The sequence below is a fragment of the Ancylobacter sp. FA202 genome (assembly GCF_000380205.1).
In the GTDB taxonomy this organism is placed as follows: domain Bacteria; phylum Pseudomonadota; class Alphaproteobacteria; order Rhizobiales; family Xanthobacteraceae; genus Ancylobacter.
This window is the reverse complement of the sequence record NZ_KB904819.1, coordinates 91,033-110,225: the sequence shown is the minus strand read 5'-3', so window position 1 is coordinate 110,225 and position 19,193 is coordinate 91,033. Positions and strand designations below refer to the sequence as shown.

Here is a 19,193-nt window from a genome sequence, read left to right as displayed (position 1 = left end):
GGTTGCCGCGTGGTCCGTCCTCGTGGGCGTAGGCCACGCATGAAGAGAGGCCGGCCGCTCAGATCTCGTCGTCACTGGCGATGTCCGCTTCCAGCTCCTCGACTTCCCCGCCCCCTTCCATCATCCCCAGCGGAAACTCCCCCGCCAGCAGCCTGTCCTTGCTGAGCAGGCCGGCGTCCTCGAGCGCCTCCATGTCAGGGAGATCGCGCAGGGTATCGAAGCCGAAATGACCGAGGAATTCCCGTGTCGTCACATAAGTGTGGGGCGCGCCGGGCTGGGGGCTGCGCGGGCCGGCGGCGATAAAGCCCAGGGATCGCAGGTGGCCGATGACGTCGCGGCTGATCTCCTTGCCGAAAAACTGGCCGAGTTCGCCACGGGTGATCGGCTGGAAGTAGCCGATGCACAGCAGCACCAGCGCCTCGGATTGGGAGAGTGGTTTGGGATCCATGGCGCCAAGCCCGGTCGCCAGCTGGATCGCCTCGGCGAAGCTCTTGCGGGTGCGGTGCTGCCAGCCGCCTGCAACCGCCGCCAGCTCATAGGGCCGGCCCCGCAGTTCCGCGCGGATGTCGTCGATGATGAGGTCGAGATTGCAGTCGCGGCCGACCACGCGAGCCAGCACCTCGCGGGTCACCGGTGTAGGGGAGGCGAAGATCACCGCCTCGACCCGTCCCATCCATTCGCGCCAGCGAAGCTCAGGCGGAAGACGTGCCAGCTCGGCATCGAAGCTCACCGGGGTTTTTGCGCGGCGGGCCATGTCAAAGCCCGTACAGCTTGAAACTGGAACGGCCGGTGAGTTCGCGCGCCCCCCCCAGCGCTTCCAGCCGCTCAAACAGGCGCCGCGCGCCCCAGCGCGAGAGGGTCGGTGTCGTCAGCGTGCCCGGCACCGCGTCGTCGTCGAGCAGAAGGGCGATCGCCTCCCCTGCCCCCTTGGCGCGCAGCTTGGGCATTACCGCCTGCAGTCGGGCCGCGCGAGGGGCAATCTCGGCCGCACAGCGCAGGGCCCGCGCCGCTCCCTGCGCCACGGCGAGGCACAGGGCCGTGTCGAAGCCTTCCTGCGCCGGGCGCAACCGCCCTCCCCTGCCGGCCCGGCGAAACGCGGCGCCCTGCGCTTCCGCCATCAGCAGCGGCACCGGCAGTGGCCAGCGCAGGCGCAGCGCCAGGACCTGGTCGGCCAGCCACCAGCCGAGCAACTCGCCGTCCGGCGCGGCTGTGTCGACGGCGCGCAGGATCGCGGCAGCGGCGAAGGGCGCGGGCGTCCCCGCGCGGGTCAGGACATCGACCCGATCCGACAGCGTCGCCAATGCCTCGCTCCAGCGAATCCCCAGCTGCCCGGTGACCAAGCGCAGCGTCTCCACATCGACACTCGGGGAGCGCTCAGCGAGGCGGCGCCAGGCGGCGAGAACACGGCCGGCCGGGCCCGGATCGTCGCCCGGCGGACGCAGGTGCCACGCATCGCGCAGGCCCGCCTCGTCCTCGGCGCGGCCGACGACGGACATGGCGGCAGCGGCGCCTGTCAGGGCGAGGCGCTGGCGCCAGGCTCCAGCCCAGGGTGGATTTGATCGCACCAGATTATCAAGGGAATTCAATGCCGCACCGGCGAGAAAAGCAGCCTCGGCGGAATCCGTTACCGAGCCGCGCGGCAGCGCCCAGCCAGGCACAGTCGGCACCGGGAAGGGCGCGAGGGGGTGGGGAATCAGCGCGACATTCATGGCCGAAGCCTAGCGGGCATGTGCGCTTTAGTCCATCAAAGGCGCAATTAACCGCACGCCCTGTCGAAGAATAATAATATCCGATAATGTTGCATTATCGGTCGTTCTGCTCTTTATATATAGAGAGTGGTGAGCCATCGGTCCGAAGTCTGACCTGAGACCCTGATCCTCGTCCAGATTTAGGTAGCGTCCGTCACTCATGGAGACGGACGATGCGAGCCTCACGGTCCATAGAGGAACAGATCATTGGGATGCTGAAGGAGCAGGAGGCAGGCGCGAAGACCGCTGACGTCGGCCGCAAGCACGGCATCTCCTCGGCGACCCTCTACAAGTTCAAGGCCAAGTACGGCGGCATGGATGTGTCCGATGCCCGCCGGCTGAAGGCGCTTGAGGATGAGAACGCCCGCCTGAAGAAGCTGCTGGCCGAGCAGATGCTCGACAACGCGATCCTGAAGGATGTCAGCGCAAGGTGACGCCCGATGCAAGGCGTAAAGCTGTGTCTCATGCCTGTGCCGCGCACGGGGTGATCCAGCGTCGGGCGTGCCAGTCGCTGGGCGTTGATCGCACCAGCGTGCGCTACCGAAGTGTGCGTCCCGACGATGCCCCCTGAGGGAAGCCATGCCGGCCGTGGCCGCCGAGCGCCGCCGGTTCGGCTATCCCTTGGCCGGCAGGCAATTGCTCGCAATTGCCGTGAGGCGGCGCGTCCGCGTCATGCTGAGGCGCCAGGACATCGTCATGAACCACAAGAAGCTGCGCCGGTTCTACCGGGAGGAGAAGCTCCAGGTGCGCCGGCGTGGGGGACGCAAGCGGGCGCTCGGCACACGGCGGCCCATGCTGGTACCGGATCGGATCAATGTCCGCTGGATGCTCGACTTCGTGTCGGATGCCTTCACGGATGGCCGCCGCTTCCGGGTGCTGGCCGTGGTCGACGACTTCAGTCGGGAGTGCCTGGCGCTGGTCGCCGACACCTCGCTCTCGGGCCAAGCATGTGGTCGCGACCCTGGAAAGGGTCTGCGCCAAGGTGTGCTATCCACGGACGATCCGTGTCGACCAGGGGTCGGAGTTCATCTCCCGTGACCTCGATCTGTGGGCTTATGCGAAGGGGGTGACGCTGGATTTCTCCGGCCCGGCAAGCCCACCGACAATGCCTTCATCAAGGCGTTCAACGGCCGCTTCCGGAGTGAGTGCCTGAACACGCACGGGTTCCTGACGCTTGCGGACGCGACCGAAAAGATCGAGGCTTGGATCAGATACTACCTTGGGTCAGATGCTACAATGAGGACCGGCCGCACGGGGCCATCGGCCACACGCCCCCCGATCTCGCTGCAGAACCCCGGCGGCGTAGCCAGCCTGCCGCCGTGAAGCAGGCCGGAAACTCCAGCTTCCGGCGGTCCAGAAGAGGGTCTCGGATCATCAACCCTCGGCTCTCTCCTAAGCCGGAGGAGAAAAGGCTCCCAGGTCACATGTACTAATGCAGAAGTGCCCACGGAGCCCCAAGGAGAAGCGGCTGGCAGGGGAGTGTCCGTTGGCGCTCAGGCAAGACGAGGGGCAAGTCGAGGAGCAGGACGCGGATATCGTCAGTGACGACGAGATCTGAGCGGCCGAACTTTCATGATGAGCGGCCTACGCCCAAGAGGACGGATCACGCGGCAATCGGTGGTCCGGGTCGTGAACCTCGACTTTGTCATCGGCGAGCATAGTGGCCGGAAAGATCACCCGGTTGGTGCCGCCGGGATGACGAAGCGAGGGAAACAGCAAGGCGCGCGAGCCGGCGGTGATCGCCTGATCGGCGAGCCTCGCCCGGCCGGTTGAACCGGCCGGTCCTCCCCTAGGGAGCAATCGCCGCCATGGTTGCGGCTCTGGGCCGCCTTCCGCGTGCCCCCCGCGCCGGCGACGCGACGCCGCACTAGTTATCGATCTGACACGGAGCGGCGCTAACAGGGCCCGATAGCTTGGTGCAACGAGGGATCCTTCCATGCGCATTCTAGCGGCGGTCCTTGCCGCCACCACCTGCCTCATCGGCGTGGCCAACGCGGCGAACGTCTATCCGATCGACCGCGCCACGATCCTTGCCGGCTCGGCTTTCGACTTCAAGGTCGAGTTCGCCGGTGTCGTGAAGGCGGAAGACGTGTCGATAACCATCAATGGCGAGCCCGCCGCCAAGATCCTCGGCAAGGATGTGGCGTTCATCGCGAAAGAAGAGGGCGTCGACGCCTCGGCGGTGCTGCTGCGCGCGGCCAAAGTGATCACGCCCGGGCTGTACACGGTGGAAGTCAAGGCCGGCAACGACACCCGGACGGTGCATTGGGACGTTTACGGCACCCCGGACACCCCGAAGGCCAAGAACATCATCTTCTTCCTCGGCGACGGCATGTCGGTGGCGCACCGCACCGGCGCCCGCCTGCTGTCCAAGGGCATGACCGAGGGCAAGGCCAATGGCCGCCTCGCCATGGACGATCTCGACCACATGGCCTTCATCGGCACCTCGTCCACCAACGCCATCGCCACCGACAGCGCCAACACCATGTCGGCGCACATGACCGGCCATAAGACGGCGGTGAACGCGCTCGGCGTCTATGCCGACCGCACCAAGGACCCGCTGGACGATCCGCGGGTTGAGAACATCACCGAGGCGCTTGCCCGCACTGGCCGCAAGTCGGTGGGCATCGTCACCACCGCCGAGGTCGAGGACGCGACCCCGGCGGCCGTGGTCGCCCATACCCGCCTGCGCGATCGCAAGGCCGAGATCGTCGAGATGATGTTCGCGCTGAAGCCGGAGGTCGTGCTCGGCGGCGGCTCGGCCTATTTCCTGCCGAAGTCCACCCCCGGCTCGAAGCGCAAGGACGACCAGGACTTCATCAAGGCCTTCACCGAGGCCGGCTACACCCTCGCCACCGACGCCGACGCGCTGCAGGCGGTGGGGCAGGCGAATGCCGGCAAGATCCTCGGCCTGTTCCACACCGGAAACATGGACTCGGTGCTCGACCGCAAGTTCCTGAAGAAGGGCACGGTGGACAAGTTCCCCGACCAGCCCGGCCTGGTGGACATGACCAAGGTGGCGCTGGCCCAGCTCGCCAAAAATCCGGACGGCTTCTTCCTGATGGTGGAAGGCGCCACCATCGACAAGATGTCGCATCCGATGGACTGGGACCGCGCTCTCTACGACACCATCGAGTTCGACCAGGCCCTGCGGGTGGCGATGGACTTCGCCAAGGAACATCCCGACACGCTGGTGGTGGCGACTCCGGACCACACCCATGGCGTCTCCATCATCGGCACCATCGATGACGACAAGCCGGGCGAGGAAATGCGCGAGAAGGTGGGCGTCTACGCCGCCGCCGGCTTCCCCAACTACACCGACGCCGATGGCGACGGCTATCCCGACAAGGTGGACGTGTCGCGCCGCCTCGCCGTGTTCGCCAACAATTTCCCCGACTATTACGAGACCTGGCGGCCGAAGATGAACGGCCCGTTCGACCCGGCGATCAAGAACGAGAAGGGCGAGTACGTGGCCAACGCTGCCTATAAGGACGCGCCGGGCGCGGTGCTGCGCATCGGTAACATTCCGCGCTCCACCGACACCGCTGTACATGCGGTGGATGACGGCATCCTGCAGGCTTCCGGCCCCGGCTCCGAGGCGTTCAAGGGCTACCTGGAAGAGAGCGACGTGTACCGCGTCCTGGTTGAGGTGTTTGCCCTCGCCCCGGCGCAGAAGTGATCCTGAGCCATCCTTCCCGCAACCGACCTGCGGCGGACCCCGCCGGGCCCGCCGCGCCGGCCCGCCGCGCCTTCGTCGTCCATGGCACGCGGCTGCTCCTCGGCGCCGGCTGCGCCGGGCTGGTCGGTTCCCCAGCGACGGCTGCGGCACGGCTCGACTTCGACGAACTCTACGCCAAGGTCACCGTCCTCGGCCTGACCTTCTCGGACAAGGTGAAAAGCCTCGACGGCCAGATCGTGACCATGCGCGGCTTCATGGCGCCGCCGCTGAAGGCCGAGGCCAATTTTTTTGTGCTGACCGAGATTCCCATGTCGATCTGCCCGTTCTGCTCCTCGGATAGCGACTGGCCGGACAACATCGTGGTGATCCATCTCGACCGCGCCCAGACCTTCGTGCAGGCCAACGCGCCGATCGATGCGACCGGGCGGCTGGAAGTCGGCTCCTGGACCGATCCGGCGACCGGCTTCGTCAGCCTGCTGCGCCTTGTCGGTGCCTCCTTCAGTAAGGTCTGATCATGCCGAATTTGGACATCAGGGATCTGGTCGTCCGCTTCACGGGGTTGGAGCGGCCGGCGCTCAACATCCCCGAGCTCGTTCTCCCCGCCGGCGCCCATGTGGCGCTCACCGGCCCGTCCGGCTCCGGCAAGACCACCTTCATCAATATCGTGACCGGTCTCGAACGCACGCCCGCCGGTCGCGTCGCCTGGGGCGGAACGGACATAGGCCGCCTGGGGGAGAGCGCTCGCGACCGCTGGCGCGCGACCCATGTGGGGCTGGTCATGCAGGAGTTTCACCTGTTCCCGGGCTTGTCGGCCCTGGAGAATGTGCTGCTGCCTCAGCGCCTGGCCCGGTTTCGCCTGCCGCCACGGCTGCGGGCCGAGGCGGGCCGGCTGCTGGAGCGGGTAGGGATAGAACGACCCGGCCAGAAGATCGAAACCCTCTCCCGCGGTCAGATGCAGCGCGTCGCGGTGGCGCGTGCTCTCGTCGCCCGCCCTGACATCATCGTGGCCGACGAGCCAACCGCCAGCCTCGACGTCGAAGCGGGCGCGGCGGTGGCGGAACTGCTCCGTGCGCTTGCCGGCGAGGTGGGGGCGACGCTGCTGGTGGCAACGCACGACGCCCGCCTCAGCGCCGGCATGGAGCGCGTGCTGCATCTCGAAGCGGGGCGGTTGGTGCTTGCCACTTCTATGCCGACGGCATGCGCGCCGGGTTCCGCCGCTCCCGCCCCCACCGTCTAGGAAGCGCAGATGTTCCGGTTCATCGCCGCAGATCTCGTTCGGCATCGCTGGGGTGCGCTGGCGGTGGCCGTGCTCATTGCACTTGCGACTGCGCTCGGGGTTGTGGTCACGCTTGAGGAGCGAGCCCTGCGGCTCGGCAGCGCGCGCGCCGCCGCGGCCTTCGATCTGGTGGTGGGCGCCCCAGGCAGTGAGACGCAATTGGTGCTTTCTGCCGTATTCCTGCAGCCGGCGCCGCTCACTTTGCTCCCCGGCAGCGTTCTGGCCGAGCTTTTGGCCGATCCGCGCGTCGCCTATGCGGCGCCGGTCGGCTTCGGCGATTTCTCGGATGACCGCCCCGTGGTGGGCACCACCCAACCGCTCGTTGACGGTTTGGGCGGGATTGCGGAGGGTCATACGTTCATGCGGCTCGGCGAGGCCGTCATTGGCGCCGCCGTTCCCCGCGCCCTCGGTGAGACCTTCCATCCCATGCATGGAATGGCTGAAGCCCATGGCGGCGTTCACACGGCCATAACCTACCGGATCGTCGGGAGGCTGGCGCCGACCGGCACGATGTGGGACCGGGCCATACTGGTGCCGATCGAGGCGGTCTGGCACACCCACGCGCCGGATGATTACGGGCATGAAGGCCATGGCCACGAGCAGGCAGCCGATGCTGGCGCCCACGACGTGGCTGCCACTAGCGCCGCCGCCGCCGAGGCTTCCCCTGACAGGGTGCAGCCGCGGACCATCGCCGACGCCTACAAGCGCCGCCAGGAGAGCGAGGCCGCCGGCTTCGACGCACCGATCATGCCGTCAGCCGTGGCCGATCCCGCAGCGCCAGGCGTGCCTGCCATCGTGGTGAAGCCGCGGACCATCGCCGACGCCTACAGGCTCCGGCAAGCCTATCGAACCGATCACACCCTTGCTGTCTTTCCCGGCGAGGTGCTGACCCGCCTCTATGGCACCCTCGGCGACGCCCGGCAGATCCTCGCCTTCGTGGCGCTGAACGCCCAGATCCTGGTGGCGGCGGCGGTGTTGCTGGTGGTGCTGATCCATGTGCTGGCCCGCCGCCGCCAGATCGGCGCGCTCAGGGCCTTCGGGGCGCCGCGGGCGGTGGTGTTTGCCATGGTCTGGCTGGAGGCGGTGCTGGTGGTGGGCGCGGGGCTCGTGACCGGCTTCCTGCTGGGCTATGGGGTCGCGCTGCTGCTGGCGCGACAGATTTCCGTCCAGACCGGGGTTGTGCTGCCGGTGGGCTTCATTGCAGAGGACGGTGGAGCCTTCCTCCTTCTGTTCGCTGCCTGCGGGCTGGCAGCCCTGCTGCCGGCCGCCCTTGCCTATCGCCAGTCTCCGGCAGCGGCGCTCCGCGATTGAAAGACTGCCCGCACCACATGCGGTGCACTACCGGCCGCCTCGCTTCATATAGATTCGGGCGAGCGCATCGGATCGCCATCGCCCCGCTTCGATGGGCATTTGCGGCGTTGACCGTCGTGAACAGCCCCTATAAAGCTAGACAGCCTAGCTAGGAACGCGCGCCGATGGAATGGCCCCTGCAGGATGCCAAGAACCAGTTCTCCCGCGTGGTGCAGAAAGCACGCTCCGAGGGACCGCAGATCGTCACCCTGCGCGGCGAGCGCGCTGCAGTGGTGCTCTCCGCCGCCGATTATGACGCGCTGCGTGCCGGCCGACCGAGCCTGGTCGATGATCTTCTCTCCGGCCCAGCCTGGGACGCTGACCTCGCCGAGGCCGTTGAGCGGCGCGCCAGCGCTCCGAGCCGCGACGTCGCGCTCTGATGTATCTGGTCGATACCAACGTCATCTCCGAGGCCCGGCGCGGCTCATGGCCGGCGATAGCCTGGCTGCGCGGCGTCGATCCGCTCAGCGTCCATCTCAGCACGCTCACCCTCGGCGAGATCATGCGCGGCATCGCGCTGAAGCAGATGACCGATCCCCGGACGGCCGGGCATCTCGCCGAATGGCTGCGCAAGCTCCGCCACGATCATGCTGACCGCATTCTCCCCGTCACCAATGCGATTTCGGTCGAGTGGGGGCGGATCGCCGCCATTCGGCCACGCGGCGACATTGACGGGCTGATCGCGGCGACCGCCATTGTCCACGATCTCATTCTCGTCACCCGCAATGTGAAGGATGTCGAAGATACCGGCGCCTCCTTCATTAACCCGTGGGACGCCGATTGATGAGCGAAGCTGAGGGACCGTTCACGGAGGCGAAGGATCAGTTGCCCGACCGGCCCCTCCCCTCGCCTGTTGTGCAGCCGTCATCGGCCCTGCCCGCCCATCTCGAACGACTTACCGATCGTGCGCGGGACTATGTCGAGGCGGCGAGCTCGGCAAACACGCGCCGCGCCTATGCCAGCGACTGGGCGCATTTTTCCGGCTGGTGCCGGCGGCAGGGCCTCGACCCACTGCCCCCCTCCCCCCAGATCGTCGGCCTCTACATCACCGCCTGCGCCTCGGGCACGGCGCTCCCCGGCGGCAAGGCCAATTCCGTCGCAACCATCGAGCGGCGGCTCTCGGCCATTGGCTGGAACTACGCCCAGCGCGGCACGCCACTCGACCGCAAGGACCGGCACATCGCCACCGTGCTTGCCGGCATCCGCAACACCCACGCCGCCCCGCCCCGTCAAAAGGAAGCGGTGCTTCCCGAGGACCTGCGCGCCATGCTGGAAACGCTGAACCGCGGGTCCCTCCGCGGCCTGCGCGACCGGGCCATGCTGCTCATCGGTTTCGCCGGCGGCCTGCGCCGCTCGGAAATCGTCGGTCTTGATCTGGGGCGCGAGCAGACGTCGGACGGGCGCGGCTGGGTGGAAGTCCTCGACAAGGGGATGGTCGTCACGCTGCGCGGAAAAACCGGCTGGCGCGAGGTGGAGATCGGGCGCGGCTCCTCGGATGCCACCTGCCCGGTCAGCGCGCTGCAGACCTGGTTGCAGCTGGCGCGGATCGGCCATGGCCCGCTGTTCCGGCGCGTGACGGGAGGTGGCACGACTGTCGGCGCCGAGCGCCTGAACGACCGGGAGGTTGCCCGCCTTGTCAAGCGCGCTGCACTGGCCGCCGGGGTGCGCGGCGATCTCAGCGAGGGCGAGCGGGAGATAAAATTCTCCGGCCATTCGCTGCGCGCGGGCCTCGCCTCATCGGCCGAGGTGGACGAGCGCTATGTGCAAAAGCAGCTCGGCCACGCCTCCGCCGAGATGACCCGCCGCTATCAGCGCCGGCGCGACCGTTTTCGGGTGAACCTGACCAAGGCGGCGGGGCTGTAACGCGAAAGCCCTCCCCTGCCGTATCAGGGCAAGGATGGCAGCTCCTGGAAGGGATCGGCGACGCGAACGCCCAAGGGCCCGAAGTGCCGCACGTTCCGCGTCAGCACCGTAAATCCATGAACCTGAGCCGTGGCGGCGATGGCGATATCCTCAAAGCCCGGCTGGTATGCCCGCGCCCGATCGAGGATAAGCCCGGCCGCGCGTGCGCATCTCAGGTCGAACGGCAGCAGCTTTTCAGCATAGAGGTACTCAAGGCTCTGCCACCACTCCTCCAGCACTCGCGCCTTTGTCGTGGCGCCCTCCCGTTCCGCCTTAGCGATCCCGCTGCCCACCTCGGCAGCCGAGATGACGGACATGAACAGATGTGGACTGGCCTCCTCCAGCCACGCGACGATCTCCGGGACGGCGCCGCGCTTTGAGGGCGCCAACGCGGAGATGACGTTGGTGTCGACCAAAAACATCAGAAGTCGATGACAGAACGGGCAGGCTTTGAGCTTCGCTGCGGGATATCCGCCTCGTCGCCCGGAAAAGAGGCAAGAAGCCTGCCGAAACTCGGAACATTCGCCAGCTTTTCATAGTCCTCGAACGAGAGAACGACGGCCTGCTTGCGGCCGTGCCGCGTAATGACGGCGGGATGGCCCTGTATGGCTTGGTCAATGACTGCAGAAAGGCTCGCCTTCGCGTCCTTGAGCTGGATCTCTCTCATTGCCGCCTCTCAATATGACTACAGTAGTCATATAGCAAGGCCCGCCTCGGGCGACAAGGTACTGGCCGTGATGAAACCCGTCGCCGGGATCGATTCCTGATCCTCCGCAGTGCCTTCCCTAATCCCCCGCTTCCGGCGAGATCAGCGACAGCGAGGGAAAATAGCGCCCATAGCGGCCACTATCGCGCGTGAGCAACGGCAGCTCGCTCACCGCCGCATGCGCGCCGATGAAGAAATCCGGCAGCACACCGGTGCGCGTGCCACCCGCCCTGCGGTACGAGGCAAAGACCTTGCCCGCCAGAAACAGCGAAGCGCGCGGCATAGGCGCAACGGCTATCCCCGTTTCACTCAGAACCGCCTCGATAGCCTCGATCCGTTCATAACGAACCGAAAGTTCGGCATAGACGACATCGTTGATGAGCAACGGACCGCGCAGAGATGCCGCCTCCAGCTGATCGATCGACCATTGCGCCCAATGCGGATCGTCGGTGACAAGATCCAGCAGGACATTGGTATCGATCAGCGTCACGTATCACCGCGCGTCAAGGCCATGATCGCATCCGTCGTCAGCCCCTTACCGGCATGCCCCCGCAGTTTGGCGAAACGACTGGGCGCGCGCTTTTCGTCCGCCCGCGTCAGGACCACACTGCCATCCGGCGCGCGCCGAAAATCGACGCGGCTGCCCGCCACAATACCCAGCAGGTCGCGCACCGACTTGGGAATCGTCACCTGCCCCTTGGACGTCACGGTCGTACTCATCATGCCAATCCCGGTAAGGACACTTGAAGGAGAAGTATTACACGCTGCGCGGCCCTTCAACCCGCGCAGCCCCCTGTCAGGCCCGTCTCTTCTCGCCTTTCCGCTTGCCGATCAGCGCCATGAGCATGGGTCCGATGGAAAAGGCGCCCGCTTCCGCCTTTCGCGTCAGATCGCGGATATAGCCGCCGGCATTGTTGATCGCCGTGCCGCGCTGGAGAATGGCGGCAACGACCACGTCCGCCTGCACCTCGCCCATCGCCGCTTGCGCCTCCTCCCAGGCGCTAGGGCTGATTCCCAACATCGGCCGGACAATGGCGACGGTTGCCATGAAGTCCCGCCAGTTGGAAATTCCACCCCGGGCATAGTCGACGATGTCGGGGCAGGCATCGAGGATCATTCCGAGGGGGTAGGCGCCTTCTGGCTGGCGCGGCAGTTCCGTCTTCAGTTCGGCCCCCGCCCCCCTGCTTTCTCGAAAGCGAGGTTCAAGATCAATAGGGGAGTCTGGATTTGAATTCTGTTTGTGGCGCTCAGTTTGAGACTCATTGGCGCTTGAAACTGACGTTTTCACGTGTGCTTCCAGCAGGGTAAGGATCTCGTCGGCGAGCAGCGCCAGGTCCTCGGCGATCGGCTCCAGTGCCAGTCGGATAGCGTTGCGCGGAATCCGCTCGACAATGGACCGGAAAAGGCCGTGGATCTCCATCCAGTCGGCCGGCCCCTGCCCGCGCCCGCGTGTGGGGACGCCCTCCGCAATGCCTGTGGCGATCATCTTGGCGATGTCCCGCCGGCACAGGGTGATGCGCTCGCGCACCAGCTTGAGCGCCCGCTCTTCCGCCCTCACCTCTTCGGCCCAGGCCTCGAACTCATCGGCGCGCGCCACCAGCGGCGACAGATCGAAGCCGAAGGCCAGCTCGATCTCGCCACCCCGGTCCTTGCGGGCATAGCGCTTGCCGTTGGGGCTGTCGCGCCGCACGATCAGCCCGGCATCCACCAGCACCGCGAGATGCCGGCGCAGCGTTGCCGGCGCCATGCCATGGGCGCGCAGCGACAATTGCTGGTTGGACGGGAATACGATGAGGTCCTCACCGGTCAGCGCGGTCTCCGGGTGGAAGGACAGCAGCGCATCGAGCACCGCCAGGGCCCGCTCGGAGACACCGATACGCGCTTTCGCGGTGCAGATCGCCCGGAACACGTTCCATTTGTGCACCGCCTTGTCGAGCGGGCGCGCCTTTGCCACTGCCTGACTTGCCACATGGGCAAGCGAAAGCGACCGCCGCCCAAAGGGCGTCGTCGTGATATGCGTCTGCATTTTCCTTCACCTTGATCTGGGCAAGGAAAAACGCTCGCCGAAACGGCGCTAAGGCCTCACGAGAGGCTTGACGGTGATTCTAGGAAGTGCGATTCTCAAACTCGCCAAAGATCGAGAAGGGCTTCCGGAATTCGTTTCGGGGGCCTTTTTCTTTGCGGCTACAGCCTGTGGGCCTTTACCGGCTAATCGTCATTCATCAACGCTCCTTTCCTGCGTGTAGAGTTCGTAGAGATCGGGCAGCTTGTGCAGCACAAAGTCAGCGAAAGCCTCGTTCCGCTCCCGATCAATCTGTAGGCGCACGATCCTTTTCGATCGCACCAATGTTGCGAGTTCGGTTCCATCCCGGCTGCGCACCGTCTGTTCCTGCGTTGCGGGCGCCCGCGGAGCCGGCGCCTTGCGCAGGCCGTAGATCGTATCAAACCGTTCGCCGGTCGATTGCGTCCGAAAATCCGGCTGCGCGATAAGCCCCCGCGCCTCTTTCACCAGCGCCGCGTCCTGAAGAAGCTCTGCCAGCGACTGCCAGCGGCCGCGGCCGACCTTGGGTGCCCGCCCGATTGCTGCGACCAGATCGGCCGGGATCGCTTTCGCCACGGCGATGAGCTTGGAGGCTTCGGCCCGATCGATCGTCAAGGCGGACTGCACCACCGTCCGCTGGAAACCGGCATCTTCCAGCTTGAGCGCAAACAGCGCCCGCTCGATGAAGCTGAGATCTTCGCGCGCCGAGTTCTCGATGCCCTGCGAGACGACCAGGTCCTCATCGGTCAGTGGCCGGACATAGGCTTTGACCTGGCCTCCGAGATCGCGAACGGCGCGCACCCGGCGATGCCCATAGGCGCTCTGGTAGCGTCCCGGTGACGAGGGATGGGAGCGAACCAGAATGGGGATTTCCTGCCCGCGCTCGGCGATGGAACGCTTCAGCTCCTCGAAGGACGATTCGTCCTGATCATGGATGCGATCGGCAAAAGGCGAGGGGTCCACGAGAGTGGGGTCGAGATCCACCACGATCGCGCCATTCGACAGCTGCTCGCGCAATGCCTGGTAGTCGCGCTCGACATCGGTGAAGGTTTCCTTCAGCGAACGGACCGCCCCGGCGGTCACGCGGGGTAGGGAGGGCTTGTTGTCAGCTGACAACTCACCATCGCCGCGCCCGGCGAACATCGAGCGAATGGATTGGGTGCGCTTGCTCATCTCGCCTCTCTCGTCGCCACGTGCCCCGACTGCCGGCATATTCTTCGCAACCAATCAGGCCGCATAAGCACTCGATTGCATACGAAGCCCCGGTTGTCCGCAGACAACAAAGGCAGACGAAAAAGCGGTCCGGTCGAGGGCAGGGGAACTCGCTCCGTCACGGCACCCGCCCCCAGACACGCGCAATCTGCTCGATGACCTCTCTGTTCACCGCGTTGACCGATTCCATCGCCCGGTCATAGACCGAGCGTCCCACCGACCCGCGCGACAGCTCGTAAAGCGACTGCTTGGTCAATCCGGCATTGGCGATGGCCGTCGACTTCCAGGCCGTCGCCGCCAGCACGTCGGCACCGAAAATATCGCGCAGCAGCCCGACAATCTCCTGTTCCGGCACATCCCTCGGATCATGCCGAGTGATCAGAAACTTCATGAAGTCGAACTCGAGCGCCCCACCCGCCTCCTCGATGACCGTCAGCAGATCCGAGGTCATGAGCAGGAACTGGCTCATGGACGCGACATCGACCATCTGCGGGTGAACCGTGACGATCATTCCAGTCGCCGCATTCAAAGCACCCATAGTGAGGAAACCGAGCTGGGGAGGGCAGTCGATCACCACCACGTCGAAATCCGCCTCGACCTGCTCAATCGCCGCCGCCACCCGGCGGAAGAACAGATCCTCCGCGGCGCCGCGATTATTCAACATGTGGCGCGGCGTCTGGTGTTCGAACTCCATGAGCTCAAGATTGCCCGGCACAATGCTGATTCCGGAAAAATAGGACTGGCGCACCACGTCCTTCATCGGCACGCGCCGCTCGTCGTAGCGGATCGCGCCATAAAGCGTCGCGTTTTCCGGTATGTCGAATTCGGGCTGATAGCCGAACATTGAGGAGAGGGAGGCCTGCGGATCAAGATCAATCGCCAGCACCCGAAAGCCCTGCAGGGCGAGCCCCTGGGCAAGATAAAGCGAGGTTGTTGTCTTGGCCGAACCGCCCTTGAAATTTGCGACCGTGAGCACTTGAAGCTTGTCACCGGGTCGCCGACGCGGCCAGAATTTCAGGCTCTCTTTCGGTCGGCTAGAGGCCAGAAAGGCCCGAAGTTCATTGATTTGAGTCAGCGTGTAGGAACGCCGACCACTGGCGCCAATATCGGGAGTAGGCCCGAGGCCGTCCAGCGACAATTGTCGGAGATAGCCATCCGACACGCCGACAATCTCCGCCACCTCTCCCGAGGTAAAAGAGCGTAACGACTTCTGCGCTGACGGCGGAAAGGCAAGCTCCCCAACCGCACGCAGACGGGCCGACAAAGCCTCCGCGCGCTGGGAAATCCAGGCCGCGGTAGACCCATTCTGAAACCCGAGCCTTACAGGAGTAGCCATATCTTCGTGCTCAAGACGGTTTTAGAGCGTCAGACGCGCTCTTTCCGTCTGAAGATAGCGCATGATTCTGACGCTTCGGCAAGGAGATATGGGTTAATGACCGGTTAATAGTGGCAACCCGAACGCACGCGCAACGTGCCCACAACCAGCGTTATTCTGCTTTATTTATAGTCGCTTGCCGGCACCGATGAGAGGTGCCGCTTGGTTTCTTCACCCCGTTGATAAACCGTGGTCGCCACCGAGCCATCGCCTTTCCCGATCCGTCCTTCTGCCGCAGCGCGCAGGCGCGACTCACCCTGGGGAGCCGACGTCTCCTGGAGCCGGCAGCGAGAGGGAAGCGGAGGGACGCGGAGGGAGGGGAGGGGAGGGGCTTGCTTCTGCACATTCGGACCTTCCGAACGGCGGACAGCGCGCCACCTGTTCGCCCAGCCGGTTTGGCGCCTTGTTCAGCGCATCCTAGAGCGGCAATCGATCGTCTCCAACTGTCGAACGGCGCGCAATGTTCTGTACGCCGCAATACAAACGGCGCGAGGGCGCTGCTTCCGACGCGGTGCGCTCGGTCGTCTGGCCCGACGATCGCGATCGCGCATTCTTCTGGGTCGACGTGCCGGCCACGCGCCAGACACTCCCATTGGATCCGCGCTCAGCGAAGAAGAGCTCATCGCCATCAGTGCGTAAGCCTATCTACCGTTCGGGAGCGAGGAACATCCAAGGGGGGAGCCTGGACGCGCGGTTTATCGTTCGAGATCGGTCGGGTGACTGAGCCAGACGTTCCGTGCGGTCACTTCCGCGCCAAATGCCGCGCGCCAGCCCCCTGTCGCTACCATGATTAAGGTTGGGGGCGGTCCTCCTTCCCACGTCGGAATTGCACCAACAAGTGACGTAGCCGACCACCGACTAGCTCACGTTCCGCTTCGCTGAACGCTTGGGGCATGGCCACAATACACCGCAGTTGGGGCCAGAGCCCCGTTCACTTCGCTGTGGGACCGACAGCCTCCCGACAGGTTCGGGCCGCTAGTGGAATGACGGGCAGACAGGGAGGCCCGGATGCCACATCGTGTTGAGACGCGCGCACAGGATGAGCGCTTGAACGACCTCGTTCCATCGATTCGCCGGGTGCGCGCGTGCCAGCCCCCGCTCGGCCTCGTCACTGGCGAAGGGATGGCAAGTATTACCGTCCCGACGCTGGACACGGGAGGCGCCATCCCCCCGGTCCTCGGCGCGGTTGCCGCGGCGGCGCCCGGGCCCGGGCCTGCCGATTTCCCCGGCCGCGCCGTCGGCGATCGGCTGCCGCCCCGGCCGCGCCGGGCGCCGGGCCTGCCGGATCTGTCCGTCGTCATCCCCGCGCGCGACGAGGCCGGCGCCATCGGCCCGCTGCTGGCCGAGATCGCCCTCGCATTGGCCGGTATTTGCCACGAGATCATCGTCGTCAATGACGGCTCGACCGATGCGACGGCGCGGGTGGTGGCGGAGGCCGCGCGCGAGCATCATCAGCTGGCGCTTCTCACCCATGCCCGCTCGCATGGCCAGAGCGCCGCCATACGCTCCGGCGTCGACGCCGCGCTGGGGCGGATCATCGTCACGCTCGATGCGGACGGGCAGAACGACCCGGCGGACATTCCCCGGCTTCTGGCGCTCTACCGCACGGCCGGGCAGGGCAGGGACGTGCGGATGGTCGCCGGCCAGCGGCGCCGGCGCCATGACAGTCTGGTCAAGCGCCTCTCCTCGCGCCTCGCCAACCGGGTGCGCGGCGCGCTGCTCGGCGACGGCGTGACCGATACGGGCTGCGGCCTGAAAGTGTTCGACCGCGCGACCTATCAGCGGCTCCCCTATTTCGACCACATGCACCGCTTCCTGCCGGCGCTGATCCAGCGGGAAGGCGGCGTCGTGCTGACCCATCCGGTCAACCATCGGCCGCGCTCGGCCGGCCACTCCAAATACGGCACCTGGAACCGGCTCTGGGTTGGCATCGTCGATCTCGCCGGGGTGATGTGGCTGGGCGCGCGCATGAGTCGTCCAGAGGTTTTGCCCGAGATTTTGCCCGAAATGGTGCCCGGGACCCGCGCCGATGCCCGGCGGGAGGCCCGCTCGTGAGCGCCGGCCTCTGGCTCGCCGTCGGCCTGCTCGGGCAGGGCATGTTCTCCGCCCGCTTCCTCGTCCAGTGGTGGGCGAGCGAGCGCGAGGGGCGCAGCATCATCCCGCACAGCTTCTGGTATCTGAGCATCGCCGGCTCGTTGAGCCTCGCCGCCTATGCGGTCTACCAGCGCGACCCGGTCTTCATCATCGGCCAGGGCGCGGGCCTCGCCATCTATCTGCGCAATATCCGCCTGATCCGGCGACAGAGCGCCGCGCCGGAGGCATGGCGTGACGGCGCTGTCTGAGGCCGAGGCCGCTATCGCCACCACTCCGTCCCTCAGCCGCGCGGGTGCCGGACCGCTGGTGCTGGCTCTCGCCTTGTCCTTTGCCACACTGGCGCTGACCCTGCTGCTGCGCGGGCCGTTTCCGGTCGATGAGACACGCTATCTCACGGTCGCCTGGGAGATGTGGACCTCCGGCGACACGATCCTGCTGCACCTCAATGGTGCGCCCTACAGCCACAAGCCGCCGCTGCTATTCTGGCTGGTTAACCTCGCCTGGAGCGTGACCGGCCCGCAGGAATGGAGCGCCCGGCTGATACCCGCGCTGTTCTTTCCCCTGAGCGTGCTCGCGACCTATCGGCTCGGCCGGGATCTTGCCGGTCCGGCGCTCGGGGGCCGCGCCGCTGTGGTGCTCGCGGGCTTCACCGCCTATGCCGCACTCGCCACCTCGGTCATGTTCGACGCCATGCTGACCACGGCGAGCGTCACCGCGCTCATCGGCCTGCTGCGGGCCGGGCGCGGGCAGGCGGGCGGCTGGGCGATCTTTTGTCTTTCGGTGGCCTTCGGGTTGCTGGCCAAGGGGCCGGTGATGCTGGTGCAGGTGCTGCCCGCCGCCCTGCTGGCCCCGCTCTGGGCGGAGAGGCCGGCACATTGGCGGCGCTGGTATCTCGCTTTGGCGGGCGCCCTAGCTCTCGCCACGCTTCCTGTGTTCGTCTGGGCGGTCGCCGCCGCCGGGGCCGCAGGCGAGGCTTTTGCCGGTATGCTGCTGTGGCGGCAGACGGCGGGACGGATGGTGGAGGCCTTCGCCCATCGCAGGCCCTTCTGGTTCTACCTGCCGCTTCTGCCGGCGCTGCTCTTCCCCTGGTGGTGCCTCTCCGGCTTCTGGAACGGGGCCGCAGTGGCAGCACTCTGGCGTGAGCGGGCGTGGCGGCTGCCGGTGATCACGGCTGCCGGAACGCTCATCATCATGTCGGCCATTTCCAGCAAGCAGCTTCATTACCTGCTGCCAGCGCTGCCGGCCGCAGCGCTCCTTCTCGCTCGCCTGATCGGCGCCGCGCCGTCCCGCGCCGAGATGGGTCCCGCACTAGCCGTGCTGATCGCGGGCATTGCAATGGTCGGCAGCGCGCGGCTGGCGCCAAACTTCCCGGAGTTCCTGCCGCCGCTCGCGGTGTGGCCCGGCCTGCTGCTCATCGCCCTCGGCGTGCCGGTCTGGGCGCTGCGGCGCCACGCATTGAGCGCCGGCGCGGCAGTGACGGGTGCGCTGCTGCTGGCGGGCTTGCTGCAAGCGGGACTCGGACGGCTGCCGGCCTTCGATCTCGCCCCGCTGCTCGTTCGCATCGACGCCACCCGGCCCATCGCGGTGGTCGGGCTCTACGAGGGAGAGATCGGCTATCTCGCCCGCCTCACCCGGCCAATGGACCTGCTGCGCGACGACGAGCTGAAGGCCTGGCGGACAGCCCATCCCGACGGACAGATCCTCGCCCGCTTCCATGCCGGCGAAGCGCCTCTGGCGTCATCCCCGGCCTGGGAGCAGCCCTTCATGAAGCAGCGCCTCGGCCTGTGGCCGGCGAGCCCGGCGCACTGAG

At 66.3% G+C, this 19,193-nt stretch carries 20 protein-coding genes and 1 pseudogene; 11 read left to right on the top strand and 10 right to left on the bottom strand.

The annotated features are described in order from the left end of the window. Positions 1-58: 58 nt before the first annotated feature. Together A3M1_RS0123990 and A3M1_RS0123985 are read right to left on the bottom strand one after the other, a co-directional pair. A complete protein-coding gene (locus tag A3M1_RS0123990) occupies positions 59-754 on the bottom strand; it encodes an SMC-Scp complex subunit ScpB (protein WP_026221493.1) in 696 nt (231 codons plus the stop codon). A gap of 1 nt (position 755) precedes the next feature. Continuing rightward, a complete protein-coding gene (locus A3M1_RS0123985; RefSeq protein WP_018391534.1) occupies positions 756-1,709 on the bottom strand; it encodes a DUF1403 family protein in 954 nt (317 codons plus the stop codon). Positions 1,710-1,921: 212 nt separating this feature from the next. On the opposite strand from A3M1_RS0123985, the pseudogene A3M1_RS27020 reads away from it, so the two are divergent. Continuing rightward, positions 1,922-3,181, top strand: a pseudogene (locus A3M1_RS27020) (IS3 family transposase). A 151-nt stretch (positions 3,182-3,332) separates the two neighbouring features. On the opposite strand, the gene A3M1_RS26610 reads toward A3M1_RS27020, so the two are convergent. Continuing rightward, positions 3,333-3,686, bottom strand: coding sequence for an RES family NAD+ phosphorylase (locus A3M1_RS26610; RefSeq protein ID WP_245261954.1), 354 nt, complete (start codon positions 3,684-3,686; stop codon positions 3,333-3,335). Here A3M1_RS26610 and A3M1_RS0123965 point away from each other — a divergent pair. The 7 genes from A3M1_RS0123965 (at position 3,685) to A3M1_RS0123935 (ending at position 9,916) form a co-directional block, all read left to right on the top strand. Beyond that, positions 3,685-5,427, top strand: coding sequence for an alkaline phosphatase (locus tag A3M1_RS0123965; protein WP_018391531.1), 1,743 nt, complete (start codon positions 3,685-3,687; stop codon positions 5,425-5,427). The genes A3M1_RS26610 and A3M1_RS0123965 overlap by 2 nt on opposite strands. Before the next feature lie 2 nt (positions 5,428-5,429). Further along, positions 5,430-5,939: a hypothetical protein gene (locus A3M1_RS0123960; protein WP_371258796.1), complete on the top strand. Its 510-nt coding sequence runs from the start codon at positions 5,430-5,432 to the stop codon at positions 5,937-5,939. Positions 5,940-5,941: 2 nt separating this feature from the next. Beyond that, the gene (locus A3M1_RS25375; RefSeq protein ID WP_039784573.1) at positions 5,942-6,664 is read left to right on the top strand and encodes an ABC transporter ATP-binding protein; all 723 of its coding nucleotides are present in this window, start codon (positions 5,942-5,944) and stop codon (positions 6,662-6,664) included. A 9-nt stretch (positions 6,665-6,673) separates the two neighbouring features. Next, positions 6,674-8,014, top strand: a complete 1,341-nt coding sequence (locus tag A3M1_RS0123950; protein ID WP_018391528.1) for an FtsX-like permease family protein — start codon at positions 6,674-6,676, stop codon at positions 8,012-8,014. A gap of 164 nt (positions 8,015-8,178) precedes the next feature. Continuing rightward, positions 8,179-8,433 carry a type II toxin-antitoxin system Phd/YefM family antitoxin gene (locus A3M1_RS0123945; RefSeq protein ID WP_018391527.1) on the top strand — a complete coding sequence of 85 codons (255 nt, stop codon included), beginning with the start codon at positions 8,179-8,181 and terminating at the stop codon, positions 8,431-8,433. Next, positions 8,433-8,837 (top strand): type II toxin-antitoxin system VapC family toxin, encoded by a 405-nt coding sequence (locus A3M1_RS0123940; protein ID WP_018391526.1) that lies wholly within the window; start codon positions 8,433-8,435, stop codon positions 8,835-8,837. Before A3M1_RS0123945 ends, A3M1_RS0123940 begins: the two co-directional genes overlap by 1 nt. Beyond that, the gene (locus A3M1_RS0123935) at positions 8,837-9,916 is read left to right on the top strand and encodes a site-specific integrase (RefSeq protein ID WP_018391525.1); all 1,080 of its coding nucleotides are present in this window, start codon (positions 8,837-8,839) and stop codon (positions 9,914-9,916) included. The genes A3M1_RS0123940 and A3M1_RS0123935 overlap by 1 nt, the downstream gene beginning before the upstream one ends. A 23-nt stretch (positions 9,917-9,939) precedes the next feature. On the opposite strand, the gene A3M1_RS0123930 is transcribed toward A3M1_RS0123935, so the two are convergent. From A3M1_RS0123930 to repA, 7 genes are all read right to left on the bottom strand, one after another. After that, entirely contained in the window at positions 9,940-10,377 is a 438-nt protein-coding gene (locus A3M1_RS0123930; RefSeq protein WP_018391524.1) for a type II toxin-antitoxin system VapC family toxin, read from the bottom strand. Then, positions 10,377-10,622, bottom strand: coding sequence for a type II toxin-antitoxin system Phd/YefM family antitoxin (locus tag A3M1_RS0123925; protein WP_018391523.1), 246 nt, complete (start codon positions 10,620-10,622; stop codon positions 10,377-10,379). The genes A3M1_RS0123930 and A3M1_RS0123925 overlap by 1 nt, the downstream gene beginning before the upstream one ends. A 118-nt stretch (positions 10,623-10,740) precedes the next feature. Next, on the bottom strand, positions 10,741-11,151 hold the full coding sequence (locus tag A3M1_RS0123920; protein WP_018391522.1) for a type II toxin-antitoxin system VapC family toxin: 411 nt from the start codon (positions 11,149-11,151) through the stop codon (positions 10,741-10,743). Further along, positions 11,148-11,381: an AbrB/MazE/SpoVT family DNA-binding domain-containing protein gene (locus A3M1_RS0123915; protein WP_026221490.1), complete on the bottom strand. Its 234-nt coding sequence runs from the start codon at positions 11,379-11,381 to the stop codon at positions 11,148-11,150. The genes A3M1_RS0123920 and A3M1_RS0123915 overlap by 4 nt, the downstream gene beginning before the upstream one ends. A gap of 76 nt (positions 11,382-11,457) precedes the next feature. Then, on the bottom strand, positions 11,458-12,687 hold the full coding sequence (gene repC, locus A3M1_RS0123910; RefSeq protein WP_018391520.1) for a plasmid replication protein RepC: 1,230 nt from the start codon (positions 12,685-12,687) through the stop codon (positions 11,458-11,460). Between the two features lie 189 nt (positions 12,688-12,876). Further along, a complete protein-coding gene (gene repB, locus A3M1_RS0123905) occupies positions 12,877-13,875 on the bottom strand; it encodes a plasmid partitioning protein RepB (RefSeq protein ID WP_018391519.1) in 999 nt (332 codons plus the stop codon). A gap of 157 nt (positions 13,876-14,032) precedes the next feature. Then, positions 14,033-15,250, bottom strand: coding sequence for a plasmid partitioning protein RepA (gene repA / locus A3M1_RS0123900; protein WP_026221489.1), 1,218 nt, complete (start codon positions 15,248-15,250; stop codon positions 14,033-14,035). 1,086 nt (positions 15,251-16,336) lie between these two features. Between repA and A3M1_RS25370 the strand changes: the two genes are divergently transcribed. From A3M1_RS25370 to A3M1_RS25365, 3 genes are read left to right on the top strand one after another with little or no spacing between them, the layout of a single operon-like run. Further along, positions 16,337-17,344, top strand: coding sequence for a glycosyltransferase family 2 protein (locus A3M1_RS25370; RefSeq protein ID WP_245261952.1), 1,008 nt, complete (start codon positions 16,337-16,339; stop codon positions 17,342-17,344). After that, positions 17,341-17,631, top strand: coding sequence for a lipid-A-disaccharide synthase N-terminal domain-containing protein (locus tag A3M1_RS0123890; protein ID WP_018391516.1), 291 nt, complete (start codon positions 17,341-17,343; stop codon positions 17,629-17,631). Before A3M1_RS25370 ends, A3M1_RS0123890 begins: the two co-directional genes overlap by 4 nt. Beyond that, positions 17,615-19,192 (top strand): glycosyltransferase family 39 protein, encoded by a 1,578-nt coding sequence (locus A3M1_RS25365; RefSeq protein WP_018391515.1) that lies wholly within the window; start codon positions 17,615-17,617, stop codon positions 19,190-19,192. The genes A3M1_RS0123890 and A3M1_RS25365 overlap by 17 nt, the downstream gene beginning before the upstream one ends. Position 19,193: the final 1 nt, after the last annotated feature.

Excerpts from the sequence above, each read along its gene's own strand:
- A3M1_RS0123990 (WP_026221493.1), bottom strand. The coding sequence starts at position 754 with ATGGCCCGCCGCGCAAAAACCCCGGTGAGCTTCGATGCCGAGCTGGCA.
- A3M1_RS0123985 (WP_018391534.1), bottom strand. The coding sequence starts at position 1,709 with ATGAATGTCGCGCTGATTCCCCACCCCCTCGCGCCCTTCCCGGTGCCG.
- A3M1_RS0123965 (WP_018391531.1), top strand. The coding sequence starts at position 3,685 with ATGCGCATTCTAGCGGCGGTCCTTGCCGCCACCACCTGCCTCATCGGC.
- A3M1_RS26610 (WP_245261954.1), bottom strand. The coding sequence starts at position 3,686 with ATGGAAGGATCCCTCGTTGCACCAAGCTATCGGGCCCTGTTAGCGCCG.
- A3M1_RS25375 (WP_039784573.1), top strand. The coding sequence starts at position 5,942 with ATGCCGAATTTGGACATCAGGGATCTGGTCGTCCGCTTCACGGGGTTG.
- A3M1_RS0123950 (WP_018391528.1), top strand. The coding sequence starts at position 6,674 with ATGTTCCGGTTCATCGCCGCAGATCTCGTTCGGCATCGCTGGGGTGCG.
- A3M1_RS0123945 (WP_018391527.1), top strand. The coding sequence starts at position 8,179 with ATGGAATGGCCCCTGCAGGATGCCAAGAACCAGTTCTCCCGCGTGGTG.
- A3M1_RS0123940 (WP_018391526.1), top strand. The coding sequence starts at position 8,433 with ATGTATCTGGTCGATACCAACGTCATCTCCGAGGCCCGGCGCGGCTCA.
- A3M1_RS0123935 (WP_018391525.1), top strand. The coding sequence starts at position 8,837 with ATGAGCGAAGCTGAGGGACCGTTCACGGAGGCGAAGGATCAGTTGCCC.
- A3M1_RS0123930 (WP_018391524.1), bottom strand. The coding sequence starts at position 10,377 with ATGTTTTTGGTCGACACCAACGTCATCTCCGCGTTGGCGCCCTCAAAG.
- A3M1_RS0123925 (WP_018391523.1), bottom strand. The coding sequence starts at position 10,622 with ATGAGAGAGATCCAGCTCAAGGACGCGAAGGCGAGCCTTTCTGCAGTC.
- A3M1_RS0123915 (WP_026221490.1), bottom strand. The coding sequence starts at position 11,381 with ATGAGTACGACCGTGACGTCCAAGGGGCAGGTGACGATTCCCAAGTCG.
- repC (WP_018391520.1), bottom strand. The coding sequence starts at position 12,687 with ATGCAGACGCATATCACGACGACGCCCTTTGGGCGGCGGTCGCTTTCG.
- repB (WP_018391519.1), bottom strand. The coding sequence starts at position 13,875 with ATGAGCAAGCGCACCCAATCCATTCGCTCGATGTTCGCCGGGCGCGGC.
- repA (WP_026221489.1), bottom strand. The coding sequence starts at position 15,250 with ATGGCTACTCCTGTAAGGCTCGGGTTTCAGAATGGGTCTACCGCGGCC.